The sequence below is a fragment of the Pseudomonas sp. S06B 330 genome (assembly GCF_002845275.2).
Classification (GTDB): domain Bacteria; phylum Pseudomonadota; class Gammaproteobacteria; order Pseudomonadales; family Pseudomonadaceae; genus Aquipseudomonas.
In genome coordinates, this window is sequence record NZ_CP088149.1 from 2,022,170 (window position 1) to 2,044,743 (window position 22,574).

Below are 22,574 nucleotides of genomic sequence, written 5' to 3' on the forward strand. Positions count from 1 at the left end.
GGCTCTTCACGGATTGTCGGGGGAGATGCTCTTGGGCTTGGGGGCTTATCCATTCAATGTGGCGATGCTGCCGGCCCCTTCTGCCCTTGCGGCGGCCTACTTTTTTCTTGGGAAAAGTAGGCAAAATCGCTCGCTCCTGCATACGGCCCTACGCTTCTGCTTCCTGAGGTCGCAGTCTGCGGCGCCTGAACTTGCGCGTATGAAGATCAAGAGTAGTGCAGTGCATTACGAGGTGTTGCACTGCTCTTGTGGGAGCTGGTCTTGCCAGCGATGCGGACACCGCGCAGCAATTGACACTGCATTGATACCATCGCCGGCAAGGCCGGCTCCCACAATCGAAGAGAACGCGTGAAGAACAATAAAAAAACCCCGCCGAAGTGGCGGGGCTTTTTTCACGCTAAGTCAGCTTACGCTTGCACAACCGGAATCTTGGCGTTGGCAGCAGCTTCACGGAACTCGGCGATCTGGTCGAAGCTCAGGTAGCGGTAAACGTCGGCAGCCATGCTGTCGATGTTCTTCGCGTACTCCATGTACTCTTCGACGGTTGGCAGTTTGCCCAGGATCGAGGCAACAGCAGCCAGCTCGGCAGAGGCCAGGTAGACGTTGGCGCCATCACCCAGACGGTTCGGGAAGTTACGGGTCGAAGTCGACACAACCGTCGAGTTCGCCGCGACGCGTGCCTGGTTACCCATGCACAGCGAGCAGCCTGGCATTTCCATGCGTGCGCCAGCTTTGCCGTAGATGCCGTAGTAGCCTTCTTCGGTCAGCTGGTGAGCATCCATCTTGGTTGGCGGCGACAGCCACAGACGGGTTGGGATCGAGCCCTTGACCTTGTCCAGCAGCTTGCCGGCAGCGCGGAAGTGACCGATGTTGGTCATGCACGAACCGATGAACACTTCGTCGATCTTCTCGCCCTGAACGGTCGACAGCAGACGCGCGTCGTCCGGGTCGTTCGGCGCGCAGAGCACAGGCTCTTTGACGTCGGCCAGGTCGATTTCGATGATCTCGGCGTACTCGGCGTCCTTGTCGGCTTCCAGCAGCACTGGGTTGGCCAACCAGGCTTCCATCGCTTGAGCGCGACGTTCCATGGTGCGGGCATCGCCGTAGCCTTCGCTGATCATCCAGCGCAGCAGGGTGATGTTCGACTTCAGGTACTCGGCAACGGCTTTTTCTGGCAGCTTGATGGTGCAGCCGGCAGCCGAACGCTCAGCCGAGGCGTCAGACAGTTCGAACGCTTGCTCGACAGTCAGCTCGTCCAGGCCTTCGATTTCCAGGATGCGGCCGGAGAAGGCGTTGATCTTGCCTTTCTTCTCGACGGTCAGCAGGCCGTTCTTGATGCCGTAGTAGGGGATGGCATGTACCAGGTCACGCAGGGTGATGCCGGGTTGCAGTTTGCCCTTGAAACGCACCAGTACCGACTCCGGCATGTCCAGCGGCATGACGCCAGTGGCAGCGGCGAAGGCGACCAGACCGGAACCGGCCGGGAAGGAGATGCCGATCGGGAAGCGGGTGTGCGAGTCACCACCGGTACCGACGGTGTCCGGCAGCAGCATGCGGTTCAGCCAGCTGTGGATGATGCCGTCGCCTGGACGCAGGGACACGCCGCCACGGGTGCGGATGAAATCCGGCAGGGTGTGGTGGGTGTTGACGTCGATTGGCTTTGGATAGGCGGCGGTGTGGCAGAACGACTGCATGACCAGGTCAGCAGAGAAGCCTAGGCACGCCAGGTCTTTCAGCTCGTCACGGGTCATAGGACCGGTGGTGTCCTGAGAACCGACGGTGGTCATCTTCGGCTCGCAGTAGGTGCCTGGACGAACGCCAGTCACGCCGCAGGCCTTGCCGACCATCTTCTGTGCCAGGGTGTAGCCTTTGCCGGTGTCGACAGGCTGCTCAGGCTTTTTGAACAGCTCGGAAACCGGCAGACCCAGCTCGGTACGAGCCTTGTCGGTCAGGCCACGGCCAACGATCAGCGGGATACGGCCGCCAGCGCGGACTTCGTCGAGCAGCACCGGGGTCTTCAGTTCGAAGGTGGTGATGACTTCGTCGGTACCGTGCTTGCAGACTTTGCCAGCGTGCGGGTAAACGTCAATGACGTCGCCCATGTTCAGGTTCGACACGTCGAACTCGATCGGCAGGGCGCCGGCGTCTTCCATGGTGTTGTAGAAGATCGGGGCGATTTTCGAGCCGAAGCAGAAACCGCCAGCGCGCTTGTTCGGTACGTACGGGATGTCGTCGCCGAAGAACCACAGCACCGAGTTGGTCGCGGATTTACGCGAAGAACCGGTACCGACCACGTCACCGACGTAGGCAACCGGGAAGCCTTTGGCTTTGACTTCTTCGATCTGCTTGAGCGGGCCAATGGCGCCTTGCTGCTCAGGCACGATGCCGTCACGGGCCATTTTCAGCATGGCCAGGGCGTGCAGCGGGATGTCAGGGCGCGACCAGGCGTCCGGGGCAGGGGACAGGTCGTCGGTGTTGGTTTCGCCAGGGACCTTGAACACGGTCAGGCTGTACTTGTCAGCAATGGCTGGCTTGCTGGTGAACCACTCACCGGCGGCCCAGGATTCCAGTACGGCTTTGGCGTGGACATTGCCCGCCTTGGCTTTTTCGGCGACGTCGTGGAAGGCGTCGAACATCAGCAGGGTGTGCTTGAGTTGTTCGGCGGCAACGGCGGCCAGTTCAGCGTCGTCCAGCAGCTCGACCATGGTGGCGATGTTGTAGCCGCCCTGCATGGTGCCCAGCAGCTCGACGGCACGCTTTTTGTCGATCAGCGGGGAAGTGGCTTCGCCTTTGGCGATAGCAGAGAGGAAACCGGCCTTGACGTAGGCGGCTTCGTCCACTCCTGGTGGAACGCGGTTGGTGATCAGGTCGACGAGGACTGCTTCTTCGCCAGCAGGGGGGGTCTTCAGCAGCTCGACCAGGCCTGCGGTTTGTTCGGCGTTAAGCGGCTGGGGCACGATACCCTGGGCGGCACGCTCTTCGATGTGTTTGCGGTAGGCTTCAAGCACAGTTATTACCCTCATCAGTGGTCCCAAATGGGTGTCCGGGACGCTCATCCAGAAATTCCAGCACCCGTGCGCAATACGGCTTCTTGGGCCGCGTAGCCAGGGTTGGAGGAAATCCTTACAGAAGCTGCTTTCAAAGTTTTACGCCTGTAGAACGGAGGCTGATGAGGGCTGGCGCGGGATATGCGACAGGCGAATATCCCGGGCCAACGCCGTTCTACCGGATTAACTGTGCTCGTGACGCTTTGAAAACAGCTTCTAACGGACATTGGCGCCTTAAAAAGGCCGGATGATTCTACGGTAAAAACTGGATAAAGGTAAGGCGGGTGCGATGACTTTAGCGGGTGACCCCCGTTAGACAAAGGGCTAACATGGCAGCCTGATCCACCGCCCAGCTATCGATTTTTTCATGTCCAATCAGTCAATTAAAACGCCTTGTGTCGGCCTCTGTTCCACGGTTTACGGGGACTTGGTGTGCCGTGGCTGCAAGCGTTTTCATCATGAAGTGATCAACTGGAACGGCTACAGCGACGATGAAAAACGTGCAGTGTGGCTGCGCCTGGAGCAATTGCTGGTGCAGGTCATGGTCGCCAAACTTGAGGTCTTTGATGCCACACGTCTGCGTCTGCAGTTGGAGCAGCGCAAGATCCGCTTCGTCCCGCACCAGTCCGAATACTGCTGGGCGTACCAGCTGATCGCCCGTGGCGCGCGGGTTATCCGCGATATTGAGGCCTATGGCATGGTGTTGTTGCCGGAGTTTCGCGACTGGGAATTGCCGCAGTTGCGCGATGCCATTGATCGGGAATTTTTCTTGCTGTCAGAAGCCCATTACCAGCGCTACATCGCGCCGGGGTTTCTCAAGGATGCCTTGGGGTAAAAAAACCGGGGCTGCTTTGCAGTCCATCGCCGGTAAGGCCGGCGCTCACAGGATCTTTGCCAGGCAAAAATCCTGTGAGCGCTGGCGTTGCCCGCGATGAGGCCCTCAGCCCCTGGCCAGTTCAGTCAGGTGCACCTTCACTTCCTCGGTCTTGAGCACCAGCACATCGCACTCAAGTGCATCGAGTACCACCTCGGCGGTGTTCCCGATCAACGCCCCGGAAATCCCGGTGCGGGCCACGGTGCCAATCACCGTCACCACCGCATCATATTTGCTGGCGGTGTAAGGGATCAGTACATCTGCCGGGCCTTCGGCCACATGCAGGCGTTCATCCTTGATATCGAATTCGGCCTGGAATGCGCTGCATTCTTCGCGGTAACGCTGTTCGATGGTTTCCTTCAATTGATAGACCGGATCGGCTGCCGACAGCATCGGTGAGGGGTGGGCGCTGATGACATGCAGGTTGCCTTTGGCCAGGTTGGCGATCTCATAACCGTGGTCGATGATGTTTCTGTGCAGCAGGCGATGCGCCTCGTCATGGTTGCCGACATCCACCGCGGCGAGAATCACGCCGCCGGTCCATGGCCGCTCGGTCTTGACCATTAGCACCGCGCAAGGGCACTGGCGCAGCAGCTTCCAGTCGGTTGGCGTGAGCAGGGCCCGTTTAAGCGGGTTGTCCGGGCGATGCTCCTTGATCACCAGGTCGCAGCCTTCTGCTTGCTGCACATTGATGATCGATTCGTGCAGGGTGTCGTGCCAGGCTTGTTCATGGGTGACGTTATCGTAGCCGTCGTCATGCAGTTGGCTGGCCAGCAGGCTGAGCAGGGCGCTATGGTCGTGTTTTTTGTCGCACATCAACAGGTGCAGGCGCGCACCGGTGGCGCCGGCAATCAGTTTGGCCCGAGTCAGTGCACGGCTGTGGGCGTGTTCGGGATCGAGTACCACCAGGATGCTGCGTACTTCTTGCATGAGCGTGAACTCCCTTCAGATTTGGCGACCGGTGCCTGACTATAGTCGGCGCCAAGTGCTATGGGGGTTGATACATATCAAAGCATAGTCACTGGTGATCGCCGCCGCCGCCGGTATAATCGCTGCTCTTGCCGTTGCCCTGCCTGTTTTGTGAGCCTATGTCCCTTATTCCTGAAATTGAAGCGTTCCTTGGTTGCCGTACGCCTGATGCCTGGGTCCAGGCGGCCCTTGCCGACCAGGAAACCCTGTTGATCGACCACAAGAACTGCGAGTTCAAGGCTGCCAGCACCGCGTTGAGCCTGATGGCCAAGTACAACACGCACGTGGACCTGATCAACATGATGTCGCGCCTGGCGCGCGAAGAACTGGTGCACCACGAGCAGGTGATGCGTCTGATGAAGCGTCGCAAGATCGCCCTGCGCCCGCTCTCGGCTGGGCGTTATGCCTCGGGGTTGCGCCGAGTAGTGCGGACCCACGAACCGGTCAAGCTGGTCGACACCCTGGTGGTCGGCGCCTTCATCGAGGCGCGTAGCTGCGAGCGTTTTGCCGCTCTGGTGCCGCATCTGGATGAAGAATTGGGCAAGTTCTATCACGGCCTGCTCAACAGTGAGGCTCGGCACTATCAGGGGTATCTCAAGCTGGCGCATCAATACGGTGATGCGGCGGATATCGAGCGGGTGGTGGAGAAGGTCAGGGTCGCCGAGGCCGAACTGATCGGCAGCCCGGATGAAGAGTTTCGTTTCCATAGTGGCATTCCTGCCTGATTACTCCGGGCAGGCCCATCAATGTAAGCCTGCCGCCTTGCACGCCTCGACAAACGTCGAGGCTTTTTTGTCCATTGCCTCTTTGACTATCTGATTGGCTTTCAATAAGGCTGCGCTTGGCTTTGCCCACTGCTCCGGAGGCAGCGGCTCGGACCATGCCAGTACGGACTCCGGTAATTTCGGACGGCCCTTTCGATGGCCCCATTCAGCAAGCAGGTAAGGCATTTTCCAGAACACCAGCACTCGGCGGATGTACCAGAATCGCAAGGGCCATGGGCTGCGTTTGGGATAGCCAAATCTCTCACGCTCCTTGGCAGAAAGATCGGCGCCCACGTCGTTCATATGGCACCTTCTGCGCGCGTCTTCACGTTCGAGTTCAAAGGTGTGCAGCCCTTCGTAAGGTTTGAGCCGATCACCCGTTGCAATCAACCCCATGGCGGCAAGCATCGGGTTCGGCGTATCCACCAATTGACCGTCTTCCATGTAATTACGAATCGACGTCCACATTCCCAGTGAATGGGCGTCGCTGGGCTGCGGCAGCAGAAGGAACTGCACGGTGTCTTGCTCCTCATCCTCCAAGCCCATGCCCAAGGTGTACTGACGGGTGGCGCCATAGCTGGTGACGCCCTGGGTATTGGCCACCCAGGCGACCACACTTTCCCAGGGCACGATCAAGACCCGATGGGTTTTGGAGTCGACGTAGCAGACTTCGCGGCGTTGGCGGTTGAAGCGTACGGGGTAGGTTTTGGCGGCCTCGTAGACACTGGAGATCATTCCATAAACGTACGCTCCCATAGGAATAGTAAGTAAAAGCGAACCGCCAGCAAATACCTCTAAAAAACCTCCGATAATATCGAAAAACTTTCGATCTATTCCAGGTGGATTAAATATCGCGAGCCCTATAGAAATAAGAATAGGCACAATAAATGCGGTAACCAGTAGCATCCAAATGCCAGCCGCTAAGATCTTTCCTTGCTCAACCATCCCTTGGTTACTACCACCCAACTCCAGATAGGTATCGTTCATCTGCGAAAAGTTGCGGCGAGACGATTGGACCTGACCTGTGTACACGGGCAAGGGCGACAGAAACAGGGTTTCGTTCAACCCCTTGACCCGGATTTCACCGGCACTGGGGCGCTGACTGCGAATGTCCAGAGCCGGCTCAGTAGCGACGCTTTTGTCTTTGCGTTTGAACAGTTTGCTAAACATCGACAGTCGCCAAGTCGTCTCTGATGAAAAACCTGAATGGGGCCTTGCCTGTTCCGGGGGGCATGTTCTCTACCGAGTCAAGTCGATAGATACCCTTGGCCATGATGGTCACACCATAAGAGCGGGTGATGTACAGGTTACGCAGGACAAAAGTGGTTTGGTGGAGTACATCGCGTTCGGCGTCCAATTGGTAGGCGATGGTGAAGGCCAGGGCGAAATCTGAGGTTTGTTCGCAATCATTGATCGGCAAATGCAGCGTCAGTGCTTGTTGCCCTTCACTGACGACGATGAAACGCGTGGCCCATATGGCGGTGCGTTCTTTCCAGCTTGCTGGCGGCAGGTTGCGCCTGTAAGGCTGGTGTGCGTAGTTATCACGGACCTGTTCGTAGGCTTGTAGCTGTAACTTGCGCTGGTCCATTTCCTGAGTGCTGATGCCAGGCAGCACCAGCCTCAAGTAGGTTTGTTTTTCATCGCGGATCAGTTCACAGGTTGGCTTTTGCACGACCCTCGCCAGTTCACTCCACTCGTCTTGCAGGGTGCGGTGCTTGGACTTGTTGCCCCAGGTACTGGTTTCCATCCACGCTTGCAGATCATCCAGATTGAAGTAGTTGTACAACCCCTCACCCACCAATTGCAGGGCCGTGGCGACCAGGCCTATCAGATTGGCACGCGCACCGATGGCCAAAAGCCGTGGACTAGCCTCTGCCCACGCCAAAGCGCGCAGTTCGGTCGGTGTTTTCAAAATGTTCTTGATGATGGAACCTGTGTGCTTGGCGGCCCAGGTGTTGGTGCCAACCAATATCCCATCGCCGGTAATCTGCAAAGTGGTAGCGCCCAGCCCCTTGTAATTGCCTTTAGCCAAGGCTTTACCCCATTGCAGCGAGTGCCTACCCAAGTCGATTAATGCTGCTGTGCCGCCAAATGAAAACGCCCCAAATCCGCTTATGCCGCTCCATCGTCCCAAACGACTCATGGTGTTTAACTTACCGGCAGCACTTTCCATCTGCTCAATGTGAGCCTGAAATAAAGTGACCGCTGACCCTTGCACTGCGGCAAAACCGGCCGCTGACATACCGATAAATGATTCGATGGCCTTCCACTTATCAGCTCTCGTAGGAGCTTCCTTTTCATATATGGTGGTGATCGCCTCTATAAACTTCAGCCCCTGAATCACAAATAACGCCAACGCAATCCCATCGCCTTTCGACTTCACCGCCGCCAGTAGTGGCCTGTTAAAGGTTCCGGTAGCCCGGAAGTCCTGAGCGGTCCTGGTCATCTCTGCACGCAACTGCGGATCCAGGCCATCGATCACCGTCCCGATCTGCGCCGGACTGTTACCACCGACCGTCAAGGCACCACTGAGCCTTTCCTCTAAAGGCATCAAGGCAGCTTTCAATTGAATGATGCGCTGGGTGTACACCGCTTCACTGCCTAGCTCTGCATAACCTGTGGTTTGGCGCCGCAACTCGCGGTTGCGCAGCTTGTAGATTTCCTTGAGCTGGCTGCGCAGGTTCATCGAATGCTCACGGGCCTGATTGAACACCGCTATTTCTGTTGCTGAAGCCGCACGTAATGTCAGGCCCTGGCGGGAGAACTCGCGCAACAGCTGCAGCCGGGCCGGCGCCCCGAGGTGGCGAATGTAGCCGTTAGGGTCAATGTTCTGTCCTTGCCTGAAGGTCTCATGAGCCTTCTCTAGCTGATCGGCGGCTTCCAACTGATGCGCCGGGATGTAGGCCTCCTCCAGCATGCTCTGCAAACCCATGAACTGAGTATTCAGTTTGGTGTAATTGGGCAGGCGTTTAATCATCAAGCTGTGAAATTGATTGCTCAATACATTGACGTTATTGGTGCTTTGCGCAGCATCAAGCACCTTGATGGTGAAGCTGCTCAAGTCCGCCAGTTTTTTTGCAATGTCGATTTGCTCTGCCAGGCTCAAGGTGTCGAGCCCAGGCACCACCGTCAACAGGTCGGACTCAAGGTAAGCAGCCAGTTTTTTCGCAGCGTTTCGATCTGCGCACATCGCCGCCACACAAACGAATTCGGTTTCCAGACGGTGCTTGATCTGTGCATCGAGTGTGAAATCGTAGTACCAGGCTGCGCGGTGGAACAGGCCGGCGGTGAACAGGTTGAGGCGATCGTCGCGTAGGGTTTGCAGGCGGGCATGCCAGTGACTCAGCAGGTTTTGCTGCGCCAGGACAAAGGCTTCCATTTCTGCCCGCTTGACCAGGTCGTCGATGCCGCGCTGGCCAATGTCCTTGCCGTGCAGCGCGTGCCAACTCTCCAGGCTGAGCGTGTTGAGGGCATCCTGGTGTTTTTGATAGAGCGCAGCTCCCAGCGCGTCTTTCATGTCGATAAAGGCACGGGCATAGACATTGTCCTCGGCCGCTTGTCGCCAGTGCTGTTCGCTACCGAAGATGCCCGGTGCCGGATGTTCGTGCCGGACCGTTAGAAACTCAAAGATTCTCGATTGCTGTTGCTTTGTGGTGTCATCTTTCAACGCGCGAATGGCCGAGTCGGTTTCGCTCTGCGCCACCAAGCGTGCGGTATTGACGGTGTACAAGGACTGGATGTAAGTACCACTGAGGTATTGGGCCTGGCGCGTGTCGTCAGCACTCCACTGATCGATCCAGTCGGCCACTTTCAGTTGGGCGGCGGCCAGGTCGCGCATCACGCCAATGTCGTCGCGCAGCACCAGAAACAGGTAATCGTCCTGGTAAGCACCGAGTACTTTACTGGTCAGTGCTTCAATTTCCGTGTCCTGGAACAACGGCTGCTCTTCCCAGTGGTAGGGCTGTGTCTCTTCAGGGTTGGCGCCGTCGGGAAAGGCTTTGGACGCTGGCCGTTGGCTGGTGCCTGTCGCGTCGGGCAGTTGGGCGTTTTCCGCCACTTCCGCCAGCCATTTGTCTGCCTGTGGTTTGCTCAACAGGTTGGCGCCGCCCCGCTGCGGGCAGGCACTCTGCAGTTCGACACGCTGCATCAAGCGTTGGCGTTCATCCCTGGACGTGAGCACTTGCGCGCATTTGAAGGCCGTCCACTGAATTTCGCAGTAGCAGGCATACAAGGTGTGATTACGCTTGAACACCAAGTGTGGTTCGCCGACAGCACTGGTGCGTGTGTCACTGGCAACCTCCTGACTGTTCCAGAGCAACTTGCTGATCTGGCCTTTTTCAATGCTGTACTCATGCAGATAACCGCTGGTGTCGTCGATGATGTACAGATACCCATCACGCAACAGGCGGATGCCCAGCGGCTGGCTCTGTAGTTTGAATGGCATGGACAGCTCAGCGGCAGGATCAAGGTGCTCGACCAAGCCGTAGCGCAGCGGCAGCAACTGCACTTTCGTATTCATCAAAGGACACACCCCGAGAGGAGCACGTGCGTCCTTGATGCTTTTGGCCATGGCGGCAGTATTGGCGCTGATCTTGGGTGGGTGTTGAACAGTCACAGCAGGCGTCCTTGTCGTTCAGCGGCCTAGCGTTCGGAGAAATTGTGCTGGAAGCGGTGATAACTCCCGGAAAAGCTACCAAGAGCAGCCAAGATTTGATGTCAGACGCTTCCGAAAATGTGCCTGTATTTGCATATTGTCGGTTAATGGGCCAACGCAAAGCCTGCTCCCACATACCAAGCAAGCTAATTAATGCCTTGACGTTAGCTGCTTAGGCAGTAACATTATGTTACCAACTGCTTAAGCAGGTATTGCCTTCATGCCGCATTACACCCCGGAAAACTTCCAGTCCTGCACCCTCGGCTTGCTCCTGGGGCGCGCCGCGCTGGTCAAAGACCGCATTCTCGACAGTCACCTGCAAGCGTTCGGCGTCACTGCCGCGCAGTTCAAGGTGTTGATCATCGTTGCCCAGTTCGGTGTCGATACCCCAGCCGAACTGTGCCGTTACCTGGCCCTGGACAGTGGCTCGATGACGCGCATGCTCGATCGCCTGGAACAGAAAGACTTGCTGCTGCGCCGCCGCTGCCCCGATGACCGCCGTCAGGTACGCCTGGCATTGAGCGAGGAGGGTCAGAAGCTTGCCGATCAGTTGCCGCACATCGGCGCCGGCGCCATGAACGAATTGCTCGGTGTCCTTTCTTCCGAAGAGCTGGCCAGCCTGGAAGGGCTGTTGAGTAAAGTCCTGCTGGCTGCTGGCGACAGCCTGACGGCACTGCGCCTCGATGTGGCCAACCAGCATAAGGCTGCCGCGCAGCCGTGTGCCCCAGAAATCCAGTAGGTATTGATCATGGCCATTGCCAACTCCCCAGGCACTGAGACTTCTGCGCAGGACCTCAACAACAGTCGCAAGCGCAAGACCTGGTTGCTCGGCCTTGCCCTGCTGATTGTGGTCGGCGGCGGTGCGGTGTGGGCCTGGCACACGCTGTACGGGCGCTGGAATGAGGAAACTGACGACGCCTACGTTAATGGCAACGTGGTGGAAATCACTCCCTTGGTGACCGGCACTGTGGTCAGCATCGGTGCTGATGACGGCGATCTGGTCCACGCCGGCCAGGTGTTGATCGAGTTCGATCCCAGTGACGCCGAGGTTGGCCTGCAATCCGCTCAGGCCCAGCTGGCACGGGCGGTGCGCCAGGTGCGCGGGTTGTATAGCAATGTTGATGGCATGAAGGCCCAGGTGGCGGCGCGTCAGGCCGAGCAGACCAAGGCCCAGGAAAACTACAACCGACGCAAGACCCTGGCCGCTGGCGGGGCGATTTCCCTGGAAGAGCTGTCCCACGCCCGCGACGATCTGGCCTCGGCGCAGAGCGCACTGATCAATGCCAGGCAACAGCTCAACACCACCTCTGCTTTGGTTGATGACACAGTGGTCTCCTCGCACCCACAAGTCATGGCTGCCGCTGCCGACCTGCGCCAGGCGTACCTGGCTGCAGCGCGCACCACCCTGGTGGCACCGGTCACCGGTTATGTCGCCAAACGCACAGTGCAGTTGGGGCAACGCCTGCAGCCGGGTACGGCGACCATGGCGGTGATCCCGCTGGATCAACTATGGATCGATGCCAATTTCAAGGAAACCCAACTGCGCCACATGCGCATTGGGCAGCCGGTGGATATCGTCGCTGACCTGTACGGCAGTGAGGTCAAGTACAGCGGCACCATTGACAGCCTTGGCGCCGGTACCGGTAGTGCTTTCGCCCTGTTGCCGGCACAGAACGCTACCGGCAACTGGATCAAGATCGTTCAGCGGGTCCCGGTGCGCATTCATATCAATGCCGAACAACTGGCTGCCCACCCGCTGCGCATCGGCCTGTCAACTCAGGTCACTGTCGATCTGCATGACCAGAGCGGCCCGGTGTTGGCGCAGTTACCGCCGCAAAAGGCTTCATTTGCGACTCAAGTGTACGATCGTCAGTTGGTCGAGGCCGATGCGATGATTGCACGGCTAATCCATGACAACAGTGAAGGTCCCAGCAAGACGGCGCAGCGATGAGCAACAACGCGTCATTTAGCCCGCCGAGCCTGCTGCTGACTACTATTGGGCTTTCGCTGGCGACCTTCATGCAGGTGCTCGACACCACCATTGCCAACGTCGCCTTGCCGACCATAGCCGGCAACCTGGGGGTGAGTGTCGAGCAGGGCACCTGGGTCATCACCTCCTTCGCGGTGAGCAACGCCATTGCTTTGCCGTTGACCGGCTGGCTGAGCCGACGTTTCGGTGAGGTGAAGCTGTTTATCTGGGCCACATTGCTGTTCGTACTGGCCTCGTTCCTCTGTGGCGTTGCCCGTTCGATGCCGGAGCTGGTGGGGTTTCGTGTGCTGCAGGGGATCGTTGCTGGCCCGTTGTACCCGATGACCCAGACGTTGTTGATCGCCGTCTATCCACCGGCCAAGCGCGGCATGGCCCTGGCATTGCTGGCGATGGTCACGGTGGTGGCGCCGATTGCCGGGCCGATCCTTGGGGGCTGGATCACTGACAGCTACAGCTGGCCGTGGATCTTCTTCATCAACGTACCTATCGGCCTGTTTGCCGCAGTAGTCGTGCGCCAGCAGATGCGTGCGCGACCGGTAATGACCCAGCGTCAGCCGATGGATTACATCGGTCTGTTGTGCCTGATCATCGGTGTCGGCGCCCTGCAAATTGTCCTGGATAAAGGCAATGACCTGGATTGGTTCGAGTCGAACTTCATTGTCGTTGGCAGTTTGATTTCGCTGGTGTTCCTGGTGGCCTTCATCATCTGGGAACTGACCGACAAGCACCCGGTAGTCAACCTGCGATTGTTTGTGCACCGCAACTTTCGCATCGGTACCATTGTGCTGGTGGGCGGCTATGCGGGCTTTTTCGGTATCAACCTGATTTTGCCGCAATGGTTACAGACGCAGATGGGCTACACCGCGACTTGGGCCGGTTTGGCTGTCGCGCCGATCGGGCTGCTGCCCGTGCTGATGTCACCTTTCGTCGGCAAGTACGCGCATAAGTTCGACCTGCGCCTGCTGGCAGGGATCGCGTTCCTGGCGATTGGCACCAGTTGCTTCCTGCGTGCCGGTTTTACCAATGAAGTGGACTTCCAGCATATCGCCCTGGTGCAACTGTTCATGGGGATCGGTGTGGCGCTGTTCTTCATGCCGACCTTGAGCATCCTGCTCTCCGACCTGCCGCCGCATCAGATCGCCGACGGTTCGGGCCTGGCCACCTTCCTGCGTACCTTGGGTGGCAGCTTTGCAGCCTCGTTGACCACCTGGATATGGATTCGCCGCGCTGACCAGCATCATGCCTATCTAAGTGAAAGCATCAGCACCTATGAACCTGCTACCCGGGAGGCCCTCAACCAGTTGGGAGGGGCGAACGGGCAGTCTTACGCGCAGCTGGAGCGAATGCTCAGCAGTCAGGCGTACATGATGTCGACGGTGGATTATTTCACCCTGATGGGGTGGGTGTTTGCCGGGCTGATTCTGCTGGTATGGCTGGCCAAGCCGCCCTTTGCGGCCAAGGCAGGGCCGGCATCGGCAGGGCATTGAGGGTGAGCGTGGCTGCGCTGCAGCCATCGCCGACAAAGCCGGCTCCCACAGGGATTGCACCCATGCACCCTGTTGGGAGCCGGCCTTGCCGGCGATAAGGCCCGACGGGCCTTCAATCAAGGAAAAGCAAAGGGCGCCAGCTGAAACCCTTGCTCATCCACCTGCAACGCCCAACCCTGACGGTCCCAATCACCCAGCACGATACGCCGCGCCGGTTGCTCATCAACCATCAGTTTGTGAATCGCCGGTCGGTGGGTGTGCCCGTGCACCAGCGTACGCACGCCATGCTCAGCCATGACCCGCGGTACTTCTTCTGGCGTCACGTCGACAATGTCGTTGGCTTTCATCCGCGTCTGCGCCCGGCTTTCGCTGCGCAGTTTGCGCGCAAGCTTCTGGCGGGTGCTCAGCGGCAGGTGCCGCAGAATCCACAAGCTCACAGGGTTGCGCAAGTAACGGCGCATTTTCATGTAGGCCAGGTCCAGCGTGCACAGGCTGTCGCCATGCATCAGCAATACCGCTTCGCCACCGAGCTGGACGACACTCGGATCGCTCAGCAGGGTGCAGCCAGCCGCCTTGCAGAAGGCGTCGCCGATGAGGAAGTCGCGGTTGCCATGCATCAGGTAGACCTGCGTGCCGCTGTCGCTCAAGGCGCGCAGGGCCTGGCAGATCGTGGTCTGGAACGGCGTCATGGCGTCGTCGCCGATCCAGGCCTCGAAAAAGTCACCGAGGATGTACAACGCCTCGGCGTGCCGTGCACGACCGTCGAGCAGATCAAGAAACGCCCGGGTAATGTCCGGGCGTTCTTCTTGCAGGTGCAGATCAGAGATCAGCAGTATCACTCAACGATCTCGGCTTTCTCGATGATCACGTCTTCCTTCGGCACGTCCTGGTGACCGGACTTGGAACCGGTGGCAACGGCTTCGATCTTGTCGACGACGTCGGTACCTTCGGTCACTTTGCCGAATACCGCGTAACCCCAACCCTGCACGTTCTTGCCGCTGTGGTTGAGGAAGTCGTTGTTCGAGGCATTGATGAAGAACTGTGCCGAAGCCGAATGCGGCTCCATGGTACGGGCCATGGCGATGGTGTACTTGTCGTTCTTCAGGCCGTTGTCAGCTTCGTTCTGGATGCTGGCACGCTTGTCACGCTTCTCGTTCATGCCAGGCTCGAAACCGCCGCCCTGAATCATGAAACCTTTGATCACGCGGTGGAATACGGTGTTGCTGTAGTGGCCAGCGTTTACGTACTCGATGAAGTTGGCCACGGTGATCGGGGCTTTCTCGGCGTTCAATTCGATGACGATGTCACCGTGATTGGTGGTCAATTTGACTTGGGTCATGCTCAAATTCTCGCTATTCAAGGCATTGGAAAAGAGTTCGCGCAGTATCGCGATACACACCTGACGCACAGTCTACCGCTGGCGATACGTGGTTCGCGGCAGTTTTTTCGCATTGTCAGGCGAATATCGCGCCAGTTTGTCGGCCCGATGCTGTCGGCAGCTCGGCCGCTTCGGCTATGATAAGCGCTTTGATTCAGTCGGCCTACCCAGGCCGTGTACCCGTATTTCAAGGATCCTATGAGCAAGCCCACTGCCGACACCGCTCCTAACGCCGCTGCCAAAGGCGCTCCCGCCGTTCCTGCGAACTTCCTGCGCCCGATCGTGCAGGCCGACCTGGACTCGGGCAAGCACAGCAGCATCGTCACCCGTTTTCCGCCTGAGCCCAACGGTTACCTGCACATCGGCCATGCCAAGTCGATCTGCGTGAACTTCGGTCTGGCCCAGGAATTCGGCGGAGCCTGTCACCTGCGTTTCGATGACACCAACCCGGCCAAAGAGGACCAGGAGTACATCGACGCCATCCAGAGCGATGTTCAGTGGCTGGGCTTCCAGTGGACCGGGCCGGTGCGCTACGCCTCCGAATATTTCGACCAGTTGCATGACTGGGCCGTGGATCTGATCAAGTCGGGCAACGCTTATGTGTGCGACCTGACCCCGGAGCAGGCCAAGGAATACCGCGGCAACCTGACCGAGCCGGGCAAGAACAGCCCGTTCCGCGAGCGCAGTGTCGAGGAAAACCTGGACCTGTTCGCCCGGATGAAGGCTGGCGAGTTCAAGGACGGTGAGCGCGTACTGCGCGCCAAGATCGACATGGCTTCGCCGAACATGAACCTGCGCGACCCGATCCTGTACCGCATCCGTCATGCCCACCACCACCAGACCGGTGACAAGTGGTGCATCTACCCCAACTACGACTTCACCCATGGTCAGTCGGATGCCATCGAAGGCATTACCCACTCGATCTGCACTCTGGAATTCGAAGGTCATCGTCCGCTGTATGAATGGTTCCTGGAGCACCTGCCGGTGCCGGCCAAGCCGCGCCAGTACGAGTTCAGCCGCCTGAACCTGAACTACACCATCACCAGCAAGCGTAAGCTCAAGCAGCTGGTCGACGAGCAGCACGTTCACGGTTGGGACGACCCGCGCATGTCGACCCTGTCCGGTTTCCGTCGCCGCGGCTACACCCCGGCCTCGATTCGCAATTTCTGCGAAATGATCGGTACCAACCGTTCCGACGGCGTGGTCGACATGTCGATGCTCGAGTTCAGCATCCGTGATGACCTCGATCGCACCGCGCCGCGCGCCATGTGTGTACTGCGTCCGCTGAAAGTGGTCATCACCAACTACCCGGATGGCCAGGTCGAGAACCTCGAACTGCCGCGCCACCCGAAAGAAGACATGGGCGTGCGTGCACTGCCGTTCGCGCGCGAGATCTACATCGATCGCGACGACTTCATGGAAGAGCCACCAAAAGGCTACAAGCGCCTGGAACCTGCCGGTGAAGTCCGCCTGCGCGGCAGCTACGTGATCCGCGCCGACGAAGCGATCAAGGACGCCGACGGCAACATCGTCGAACTGCATTGCTCCTACGACCCGGACACCCTCGGCAAGAACCCTGAGGGCCGCAAGGTCAAGGGTGTGATCCACTGGGTGCCGGCTGCGGCCAGTGTCGAGTGTGAAGTGCGTCTGTACGACCGCCTGTTCCGCTCGGCCAACCCCGAGAAGACCGAAGATGGCGGCAGCTTCCTCGACAACATCAATCCCGATTCGCTGCAGGTGCTTACCGGTTGTCGTGCGGAACCTTCCCTGGGCCAGGCCCAGCCAGAAGACCGCTTCCAGTTCGAGCGCGAAGGTTACTTCTGCGCCGACCTGAAAGACTCCCAGCCGGGTCGCCCGGTATTCAACCGGACTGTGACCCTGCGCGATTCGTGGGGCAGCTGAGGAACGCTCGTGCTTAGCATTTACAACACACTTAGCAAGACCAAGGAAGTTTTCAAACCGCTCGAAGGCAACAAGGTACGGATGTACGTCTGCGGCATGACCGTGTACGACTTCTGCCACCTGGGCCATGGCCGCAGCATGGTGGCCTTCGACCTGGTCACCCGTTGGCTGCGTTACAGCGGCTACGACCTGACCTATGTGCGCAACATCACCGACATCGATGACAAGATCATCAACCGGGCCAATGAAAACGGCGAGTCGTTCGACGCGCTGACCGCCCGCATGATCGACGCGATGCACGAAGACGAGCGCCGTCTGAACATCCTGCCGCCGGATCAGGAACCGCGTGCCACCGACCATATTGCCGGCATGCACGCGATGATCCAGACCCTGATCGACAAGGGCTACGCCTACGCGCCAGGCAATGGCGACGTGTACTACCGGGTCGGCAAGTTCGTCGGTTACGGCAAGCTGTCGCGCAAGAAGATCGAAGACCTGCGCATCGGTGCGCGGATCGAGGTCGACGAAGCCAAGCAGGACCCGCTCGACTTCGTTCTCTGGAAGGGTGTCAAACCGGGGGAGCCGAGCTGGGAGTCGCCGTGGGGCCCGGGGCGTCCGGGCTGGCACATCGAGTGCTCGGTGATGTCGACCTGCTGCCTGGGCGAGAGCTTCGACATCCATGGTGGTGGCAACGACCTGGAGTTCCCGCACCACGAGAACGAAATCGCTCAGAGCGAGGCCGCCACGGGCAAGCAGTACGCCAATTCGTGGATGCACTGCGGGATGATCCGCATCAATGGCGAGAAGATGTCCAAGTCCTTGAACAACTTCTTCACCATTCGTGATGTGCTCGACAAGTATCACCCCGAGGTGGTTCGCTACCTGCTGGTGTCGAGCCACTACCGCAGCTCGATCAACTACTCCGAAGACAGCCTGCGCGAGTCCAAGGGTGCCCTGGAACGTTTCTATCACGCGCTGCGCGGCTTGCCGCGGGTTGAGGCCAAGGGCGGCGAGGCGTATGTCGAGCGTTTCACCCTGGCGATGAACGACGACTTCGGTACGCCTGAAGCCTGCGCCGTGCTGTTCGATCTGGTACGTGAGATCAACCGCCTGCGCGAAAGCGAGCCTGAGGTTGCTGCGGGTCTGGCCGGTCGCCTGCGTGAGCTGGCAGGCCTGTTGGGCGTGCTGCAGCTGGACGCCGACGACTTCCTGCGTGCCGGTGCTGAAGGCAAAGTGGATGCGGCGCACGTCGAAGCCTTGATACAGGCGCGCCTGCAAGCGCGTGCGGACAAGAACTGGGCAGAGTCTGACCGCATTCGTGACCAGATCACCGCCATGGGTGTGGTGCTTGAAGACAGCAAGGGTGCTACTACCTGGCGTCTGGCTGACTGATCAGCATTGCCGCCATCGCCGGCAAGACCGACTCCCACAAAGGTGTTGTGTAAAACATCCTTGTGGGAGCTGGCCTTGCCAGCGATGAGCCCTAACTGGCTACCCCGGTCCGACAATGCAGCACCAGCTTCGCCCCACCCAACTCACTCGCCCCGACCTCCAGCGCAAAGCCATGCAGGTCAACAATCGCCGCCACCACCGATAGGCCCAGCCCGAAACCTGGGTGACGATGGCCTTGCTCACTGCGATAAAAGCGCTTCAATACCGCCCCTCGCTCATCCTCGGGAATCCCCGGGCCGCTGTCGTGCACTTCAATACGCAAGCCCGTGGCATCGCTGCGCGCTCGCAACAACACCTGGCCTGCGGCCGGGGTGAACTTGATCGCATTGCCAAGCAGGTTGGCCAGTGCTTCGAACAGCAGTTCGCGGTCACCGTGCAGGGCCGGTAGCTGATCGGCCATTTCCAGCTGCAAGGCAATCTCACCGTCTTCAGCCAGCGGCAGATAGAAGTCATGCAGCTCTCGCAGCAGGGCATGTGGATCAAGCTCGACAAAACCGGCTCGGCGCTGGCGATCTTCCAGCTCGCTGATGCGCAACAAGCCGCGAAAGCGGGCCATGAGCGTGTCGGTTTCGCCAATCGCCTGTTCGAGGGCATCAGCCTGCGGTGAGTCATCACCGGCGTGTTGGCGGATTCGGTAGAGCTGGGCGCGCAGGCGGGTCAGGGGCGTGCGCAGGTCGTGGGCGATGTTGTCACAGACGCCTTTGACTTCATGCATCAAGCGCTCGATGCGGTCGAGCATGGCGTTGACGATGGCCGCGAGCATGTCCAGTTCATCCCGTCGCGGCGACAGTGGCAGGCGTTGGGTCAGGTCGCCAGCGACGATCTGTTCGGCCGTGGCCTGGATCGCGCGGATGCGCTTGAGTGGCCGGCGGCGCAGCAGGTACCAGCCAGCGATCCCGGGGATAATGGTCAATGACAGGCCCCAGAGCAGGGCGTGGAGGATGATGCGAGTGACCACGAAGAGCGAGCCGTTGTCGCGTACCAGGATCAGCCAGCGCCCATCACGCACCTTGATTGCCACGGCGTCGCAGCTGTCGCGTGGCAGGTGCGGGTCATCGGCATCCAGGCAACGGCCCAGTTCGTGGATCTTGCCGTCCAGGCCCAGGTCGGTCGGCACTTGGCGGATTTGTCCGGCCAAGGGGTTGAACTGTGCATCAAACAGGCCATAGGCATCGAAGCTGCGTTCTTCGAAGGCTTGGCTGGCGATCAGGGCGTCGTCCAGTTGCTTGCCGCTCATGTGCGCGAACAAGTGCTGGCGCTGCAGCAGAGAATGGCGGGTGAGCTTGTTCAGGTAGTCCGAAACTTCAAAGTACAGCACCCCCATGAGGATGCTGCTCCAGGCCACGAAGAGAAAGCTGTACAGCGCCAATAGACGACTGGTCGACGAACTCCAACCCTTAGATGGGTTCGGCAATGGCATAGCCCGAGCCCCGCACGGTTCGAATCAGCGGAGTCTGGCCAGCGGCATCGATCTTTTTGCGCAGGCGTCCGATATGCACGTCGATCAGGTTGGTGCCGGGGTCGAAGTGATAGCCCCAGACTTCCTCGAAGATCATCATCCGGGTGATCACCTGGCCGGCGTGGCGCATGAGGAATTCTAGCAGCTTGTACTCGGTGGGCAGCAGGTTGAGGGTGTTCTCGCCGCGCCGGGCCTCGTGGCTGATCAGGTCAAGCTCCAAGTCGCCGACCTGCAGGCGGGTCTGCGCCATCGGTACGCTGTTGCGCCGCAGCAACACTTCAACGCGGGCGGCCATTTCATCGGAGGCAAATGGCTTGGTCAGGTAGTCGTCACCGCCGGCACGTAGGCCGCGGACCCGTTCGTCGACATCGGAGAGGGCACTGATCATCAGGATCGGCGTGGCGATCTTCAGGGTGCGCAGGGTGGTGACGATGGTCAGGCCGTCAAGCTCGGGGAGCATGCGATCGAGGGTGATCAGGTCGTAGCCGCCAGCAATGGCCTTGGCCAGGCCTTCACGGCCGTTGTCGGCCCAATCCACTTCCAGGCCATGGCTGGAGAGCTCGGCGACGATCTCCTGGGCGGTGATGGCGTCGTCTTCGATAGTCAGTACGCGGGGCATGCTAATACCTGGGCGGCGAGTAGAGACGTGATTGTGCCAAAGAATAGGTGGTGCCCGGGTTAAAGAAAAATTCATCTGCGCGGTGTTCTTGCCGCTTTGGTGGGTGGCTGGTCGCCGGGGCGCAGATGTGCGCCGAAAGAGTAGTCCTTGGAGCAAGCCTACTCGATGCTCGGAAGGGTCCTACATCTTCGCATTGGGTGTTCTTGCTAGATTGCAGTCTTTACCACTTTACAAGCGTTCATAGGCGTATTTTGCGGTGCTTGTAAATGTTTTGGCTGCCACGTTCGGCGTTGGGATGGCCGACTGAAGAGTGCCGTAGATGTAAGTGTGCATGCCCTTGCTGGACGATTCTCATGGGCTATGAATACACCTTGGTAGTACTAGGCTTCTTTGCATTTTGCGGTGGCTTAATAGATGCGGCGGTAGGTGGGGGAGGGCTCGTTCAAGTGCCGGCGCTCTTGCACGCTTTGCCGCAATATAGCTTGTCTACCGTTTTTGGAACTAACAAGCTGGCGGTTTTGGCAGGAAATCTTTCATCCGTTCTTAGCTACACAAAAAGAATAGAAATTGCATGGAGGCTTCTGCTTCCTACTCTGGTTTCTGCATTCATGTTCGCGTTACTAGGGGCTTTTTCCATCTCGCTCGTCCCGAAAGCGCTTATGGAGCCCGTTGTTTTTGTCGTACTGATCGTGATGGCGGTTTATACCTTTGTAAGAAAGGATCTAGGGCGGGTTCATACGAAAATACAATGCGGGACCAAAGAAGTGCTGCAGGGGGTCTTTTTGGCATTGCGATATGGTAGTGGTTTTATTCGGGTGTTCTTTTTGATCTTGCTGTTATTTCTTATCGGTAGAATGGGTGTGTCTATGTGGATATGAAAAAGGGCATGCCATCGCTGGTATGCCCTTCTGTTATCGCTCAGTAGCGCCTCAGGCGACCTTGACGATCCAGCCCGCTGGGCCTTCGATGTCGCCGCTCTGGATGCCGGTCAGCTCGTTGTAGAGCTTCTGGGTTACCGGACCGACTTCGGTTTCGCTGTAAAACACATGCAGCTTGCCGCCGTACTGGATACCGCCGATCGGGGTGATCACGGCGGCGGTGCCGCAGGCACCGGCTTCCTTGAACAGGTCAAGCTTGTCGATCAATACGTCGCCCTCAATAACCGTCAGGCCCAGACGCGTTTGCGCCAGTTCCATCAGCGACAGGCGGGTGATGCCCGGCAGTACGGACGCCGATTTCGGCGTAATGAACTCATTGTTGGCGGTGATACCGAAGAAGTTGGCCGAGCCGACTTCTTCGATCTTGGTGTGGGTCAGCGGATCGAGGTAGATGCAGTCGGCAAAACCGGCTTGCTTGGCCTTGTAGCCCGGTTGCAGGCTGGCCGCGTAGTTGCCGCCGACCTTGGCGGCGCCGGTGCCCTGAGGCGCGGCACGGTCGTAGTCGGAAATCAGGAACTTGTGCGGGGTCATGCCGCCTTTGAAGTACGAGCCGACCGGGATGGCGAAGATCGAGAAGATGAACTCCGGCGCGGTACGCACACCGATGTTGTCGCCGACGCCGATGACGAACGGACGCAAGTACAGCGCACCTTTGCCGTATGGCGGAATGAAGCGTTCGTTGGCCTTGACCACCTGTTTGCAGGCGTCGATGAACTGTTCGGTCGGCACCTGTGGCATCAGCAGGCGATCGCAGCTGCGCTGCATGCGCAGGGCGTTCTGGTCCGGGCGGAACAGGTTGATCGAGCCGTCCTTGCAGCGGTAGGCCTTCATGCCTTCGAAACATTGCTGGCCATAATGCAGCGCGGTCGAGCCTTCGCTGATGTGCAGCACGTTGTCTTCGGTCAGGGTGCCTTGGTCCCACTCGCCGTTGCGGAAGTAGGAAAGGTAGCGCTTGTCGGTCTTGATGTAGTCGAAGCCCAGCTTGTCCCAGTTAATGCTTTCGTTACTCATGGCACCCTCGAATCGGTTTGCATATGCCTG

The 22,574-nt window shown here is 58.9% G+C and carries 17 protein-coding genes; 8 read left to right on the top strand and 9 right to left on the bottom strand.

What is annotated here, in order from left to right:
* Nucleotides 1-407: 407 nt before the first annotated feature.
* The gene (gene acnB / locus CX511_RS09370) at nucleotides 408-3,008 is read right to left on the bottom strand and encodes a bifunctional aconitate hydratase 2/2-methylisocitrate dehydratase (protein WP_177409697.1); all 2,601 of its coding nucleotides are present in this window, start codon (nucleotides 3,006-3,008) and stop codon (nucleotides 408-410) included.
* 406 nt (nucleotides 3,009-3,414) lie between these two features.
* Between acnB and CX511_RS09375 the strand changes: the two genes are divergently transcribed.
* Nucleotides 3,415-3,882 carry a DUF1289 domain-containing protein gene (locus CX511_RS09375; protein ID WP_045189910.1) on the top strand — a complete coding sequence of 156 codons (468 nt, stop codon included), beginning with the start codon at nucleotides 3,415-3,417 and terminating at the stop codon, nucleotides 3,880-3,882.
* A 105-nt stretch (nucleotides 3,883-3,987) separates the two neighbouring features.
* Here the strand turns inward: CX511_RS09375 and CX511_RS09380 are convergent, their stop codons facing one another.
* Nucleotides 3,988-4,851, bottom strand: coding sequence for a universal stress protein (locus CX511_RS09380; RefSeq protein WP_045189912.1), 864 nt, complete (start codon nucleotides 4,849-4,851; stop codon nucleotides 3,988-3,990).
* Between the two features lie 158 nt (nucleotides 4,852-5,009).
* Here CX511_RS09380 and CX511_RS09385 point away from each other — a divergent pair, with 158 nt between their 5' ends.
* Complete coding sequence (locus CX511_RS09385) at nucleotides 5,010-5,615, top strand: MiaE family protein (protein ID WP_045189914.1); 606 nt, start codon at nucleotides 5,010-5,012, stop codon at nucleotides 5,613-5,615.
* Between the two features lie 18 nt (nucleotides 5,616-5,633).
* On the opposite strand, the gene CX511_RS09390 is transcribed toward CX511_RS09385, so the two are convergent.
* Both CX511_RS09390 and CX511_RS09395 read right to left on the bottom strand, forming a co-directional pair.
* The gene (locus CX511_RS09390; protein ID WP_231353392.1) at nucleotides 5,634-6,824 is read right to left on the bottom strand and encodes a DUF6708 domain-containing protein; all 1,191 of its coding nucleotides are present in this window, start codon (nucleotides 6,822-6,824) and stop codon (nucleotides 5,634-5,636) included.
* Nucleotides 6,817-10,269, bottom strand: coding sequence for a toxin VasX (locus CX511_RS09395; RefSeq protein ID WP_220639115.1), 3,453 nt, complete (start codon nucleotides 10,267-10,269; stop codon nucleotides 6,817-6,819). Before CX511_RS09395 ends, CX511_RS09390 begins: the two co-directional genes overlap by 8 nt.
* 259 nt (nucleotides 10,270-10,528) lie before the next feature.
* Here CX511_RS09395 and CX511_RS09400 point away from each other — a divergent pair, with 259 nt between their 5' ends.
* The 3 genes from CX511_RS09400 to CX511_RS09410 are packed head-to-tail and all read left to right on the top strand — an operon-like array spanning nucleotide 10,529 to nucleotide 13,785.
* Complete coding sequence (locus CX511_RS09400; RefSeq protein WP_045180220.1) at nucleotides 10,529-11,047, top strand: MarR family winged helix-turn-helix transcriptional regulator; 519 nt, start codon at nucleotides 10,529-10,531, stop codon at nucleotides 11,045-11,047.
* A gap of 9 nt (nucleotides 11,048-11,056) precedes the next feature.
* Nucleotides 11,057-12,259 carry an HlyD family secretion protein gene (locus tag CX511_RS09405; protein WP_101291874.1) on the top strand — a complete coding sequence of 401 codons (1,203 nt, stop codon included), beginning with the start codon at nucleotides 11,057-11,059 and terminating at the stop codon, nucleotides 12,257-12,259.
* Entirely contained in the window at nucleotides 12,256-13,785 is a 1,530-nt protein-coding gene (locus tag CX511_RS09410; protein WP_101291873.1) for a DHA2 family efflux MFS transporter permease subunit, read from the top strand. The genes CX511_RS09405 and CX511_RS09410 overlap by 4 nt, the downstream gene beginning before the upstream one ends.
* 116 nt (nucleotides 13,786-13,901) lie before the next feature.
* Here CX511_RS09410 and CX511_RS09415 read toward each other — a convergent pair whose 3' ends face one another.
* Together CX511_RS09415 and CX511_RS09420 are read right to left on the bottom strand one after the other, a co-directional pair.
* A complete protein-coding gene (locus CX511_RS09415; protein WP_101291872.1) occupies nucleotides 13,902-14,624 on the bottom strand; it encodes a UDP-2,3-diacylglucosamine diphosphatase in 723 nt (240 codons plus the stop codon).
* Nucleotides 14,621-15,124: a peptidylprolyl isomerase gene (locus CX511_RS09420; protein WP_101291871.1), complete on the bottom strand. Its 504-nt coding sequence runs from the start codon at nucleotides 15,122-15,124 to the stop codon at nucleotides 14,621-14,623. The genes CX511_RS09415 and CX511_RS09420 overlap by 4 nt, the downstream gene beginning before the upstream one ends.
* A 237-nt stretch (nucleotides 15,125-15,361) precedes the next feature.
* Here CX511_RS09420 and CX511_RS09425 point away from each other — a divergent pair, with 237 nt between their 5' ends.
* Together CX511_RS09425 and cysS are read left to right on the top strand one after the other, a co-directional pair.
* Nucleotides 15,362-17,065 carry a glutamine--tRNA ligase/YqeY domain fusion protein gene (locus CX511_RS09425; protein ID WP_045180232.1) on the top strand — a complete coding sequence of 568 codons (1,704 nt, stop codon included), beginning with the start codon at nucleotides 15,362-15,364 and terminating at the stop codon, nucleotides 17,063-17,065.
* Between the two features lie 9 nt (nucleotides 17,066-17,074).
* Complete coding sequence (gene cysS, locus CX511_RS09430) at nucleotides 17,075-18,457, top strand: cysteine--tRNA ligase (RefSeq protein WP_101291870.1); 1,383 nt, start codon at nucleotides 17,075-17,077, stop codon at nucleotides 18,455-18,457.
* A 91-nt stretch (nucleotides 18,458-18,548) separates the two neighbouring features.
* Here cysS and CX511_RS09435 read toward each other — a convergent pair whose 3' ends face one another.
* Both CX511_RS09435 and CX511_RS09440 read right to left on the bottom strand, forming a co-directional pair.
* Nucleotides 18,549-19,937, bottom strand: coding sequence for a sensor histidine kinase (locus CX511_RS09435; protein WP_045180235.1), 1,389 nt, complete (start codon nucleotides 19,935-19,937; stop codon nucleotides 18,549-18,551).
* Nucleotides 19,915-20,595 (bottom strand): response regulator transcription factor, encoded by a 681-nt coding sequence (locus CX511_RS09440; protein WP_045180238.1) that lies wholly within the window; start codon nucleotides 20,593-20,595, stop codon nucleotides 19,915-19,917. Before CX511_RS09440 ends, CX511_RS09435 begins: the two co-directional genes overlap by 23 nt.
* 353 nt (nucleotides 20,596-20,948) lie before the next feature.
* On the opposite strand from CX511_RS09440, the gene CX511_RS09445 reads away from it, so the two are divergent.
* The gene (locus tag CX511_RS09445) at nucleotides 20,949-21,473 is read left to right on the top strand and encodes a sulfite exporter TauE/SafE family protein (protein WP_101291869.1); all 525 of its coding nucleotides are present in this window, start codon (nucleotides 20,949-20,951) and stop codon (nucleotides 21,471-21,473) included.
* 51 nt (nucleotides 21,474-21,524) lie between these two features.
* Here CX511_RS09445 and CX511_RS09450 read toward each other — a convergent pair whose 3' ends face one another.
* A complete protein-coding gene (locus CX511_RS09450; RefSeq protein WP_045180240.1) occupies nucleotides 21,525-22,544 on the bottom strand; it encodes a branched-chain amino acid aminotransferase in 1,020 nt (339 codons plus the stop codon).
* Nucleotides 22,545-22,574 lie beyond the last annotated feature (30 nt).

Coding starts and splice junctions, on each gene's coding strand:
- CX511_RS09450 (WP_045180240.1), bottom strand. CDS start 22,544: ATGAGTAACGAAAGCATTAACTGGGACAAGCTGGGCTTCGACTACATC.
- CX511_RS09380 (WP_045189912.1), bottom strand. CDS start 4,851: ATGCAAGAAGTACGCAGCATCCTGGTGGTACTCGATCCCGAACACGCC.
- CX511_RS09435 (WP_045180235.1), bottom strand. CDS start 19,937: ATGCCATTGCCGAACCCATCTAAGGGTTGGAGTTCGTCGACCAGTCGT.
- CX511_RS09440 (WP_045180238.1), bottom strand. CDS start 20,595: ATGCCCCGCGTACTGACTATCGAAGACGACGCCATCACCGCCCAGGAG.
- CX511_RS09375 (WP_045189910.1), top strand. CDS start 3,415: ATGTCCAATCAGTCAATTAAAACGCCTTGTGTCGGCCTCTGTTCCACG.
- CX511_RS09445 (WP_101291869.1), top strand. CDS start 20,949: ATGGGCTATGAATACACCTTGGTAGTACTAGGCTTCTTTGCATTTTGC.
- CX511_RS09425 (WP_045180232.1), top strand. CDS start 15,362: ATGAGCAAGCCCACTGCCGACACCGCTCCTAACGCCGCTGCCAAAGGC.
- CX511_RS09385 (WP_045189914.1), top strand. CDS start 5,010: ATGTCCCTTATTCCTGAAATTGAAGCGTTCCTTGGTTGCCGTACGCCT.
- CX511_RS09420 (WP_101291871.1), bottom strand. CDS start 15,124: ATGACCCAAGTCAAATTGACCACCAATCACGGTGACATCGTCATCGAA.
- CX511_RS09405 (WP_101291874.1), top strand. CDS start 11,057: ATGGCCATTGCCAACTCCCCAGGCACTGAGACTTCTGCGCAGGACCTC.
- CX511_RS09390 (WP_231353392.1), bottom strand. CDS start 6,824: ATGTTTAGCAAACTGTTCAAACGCAAAGACAAAAGCGTCGCTACTGAG.
- CX511_RS09400 (WP_045180220.1), top strand. CDS start 10,529: ATGCCGCATTACACCCCGGAAAACTTCCAGTCCTGCACCCTCGGCTTG.
- CX511_RS09410 (WP_101291873.1), top strand. CDS start 12,256: ATGAGCAACAACGCGTCATTTAGCCCGCCGAGCCTGCTGCTGACTACT.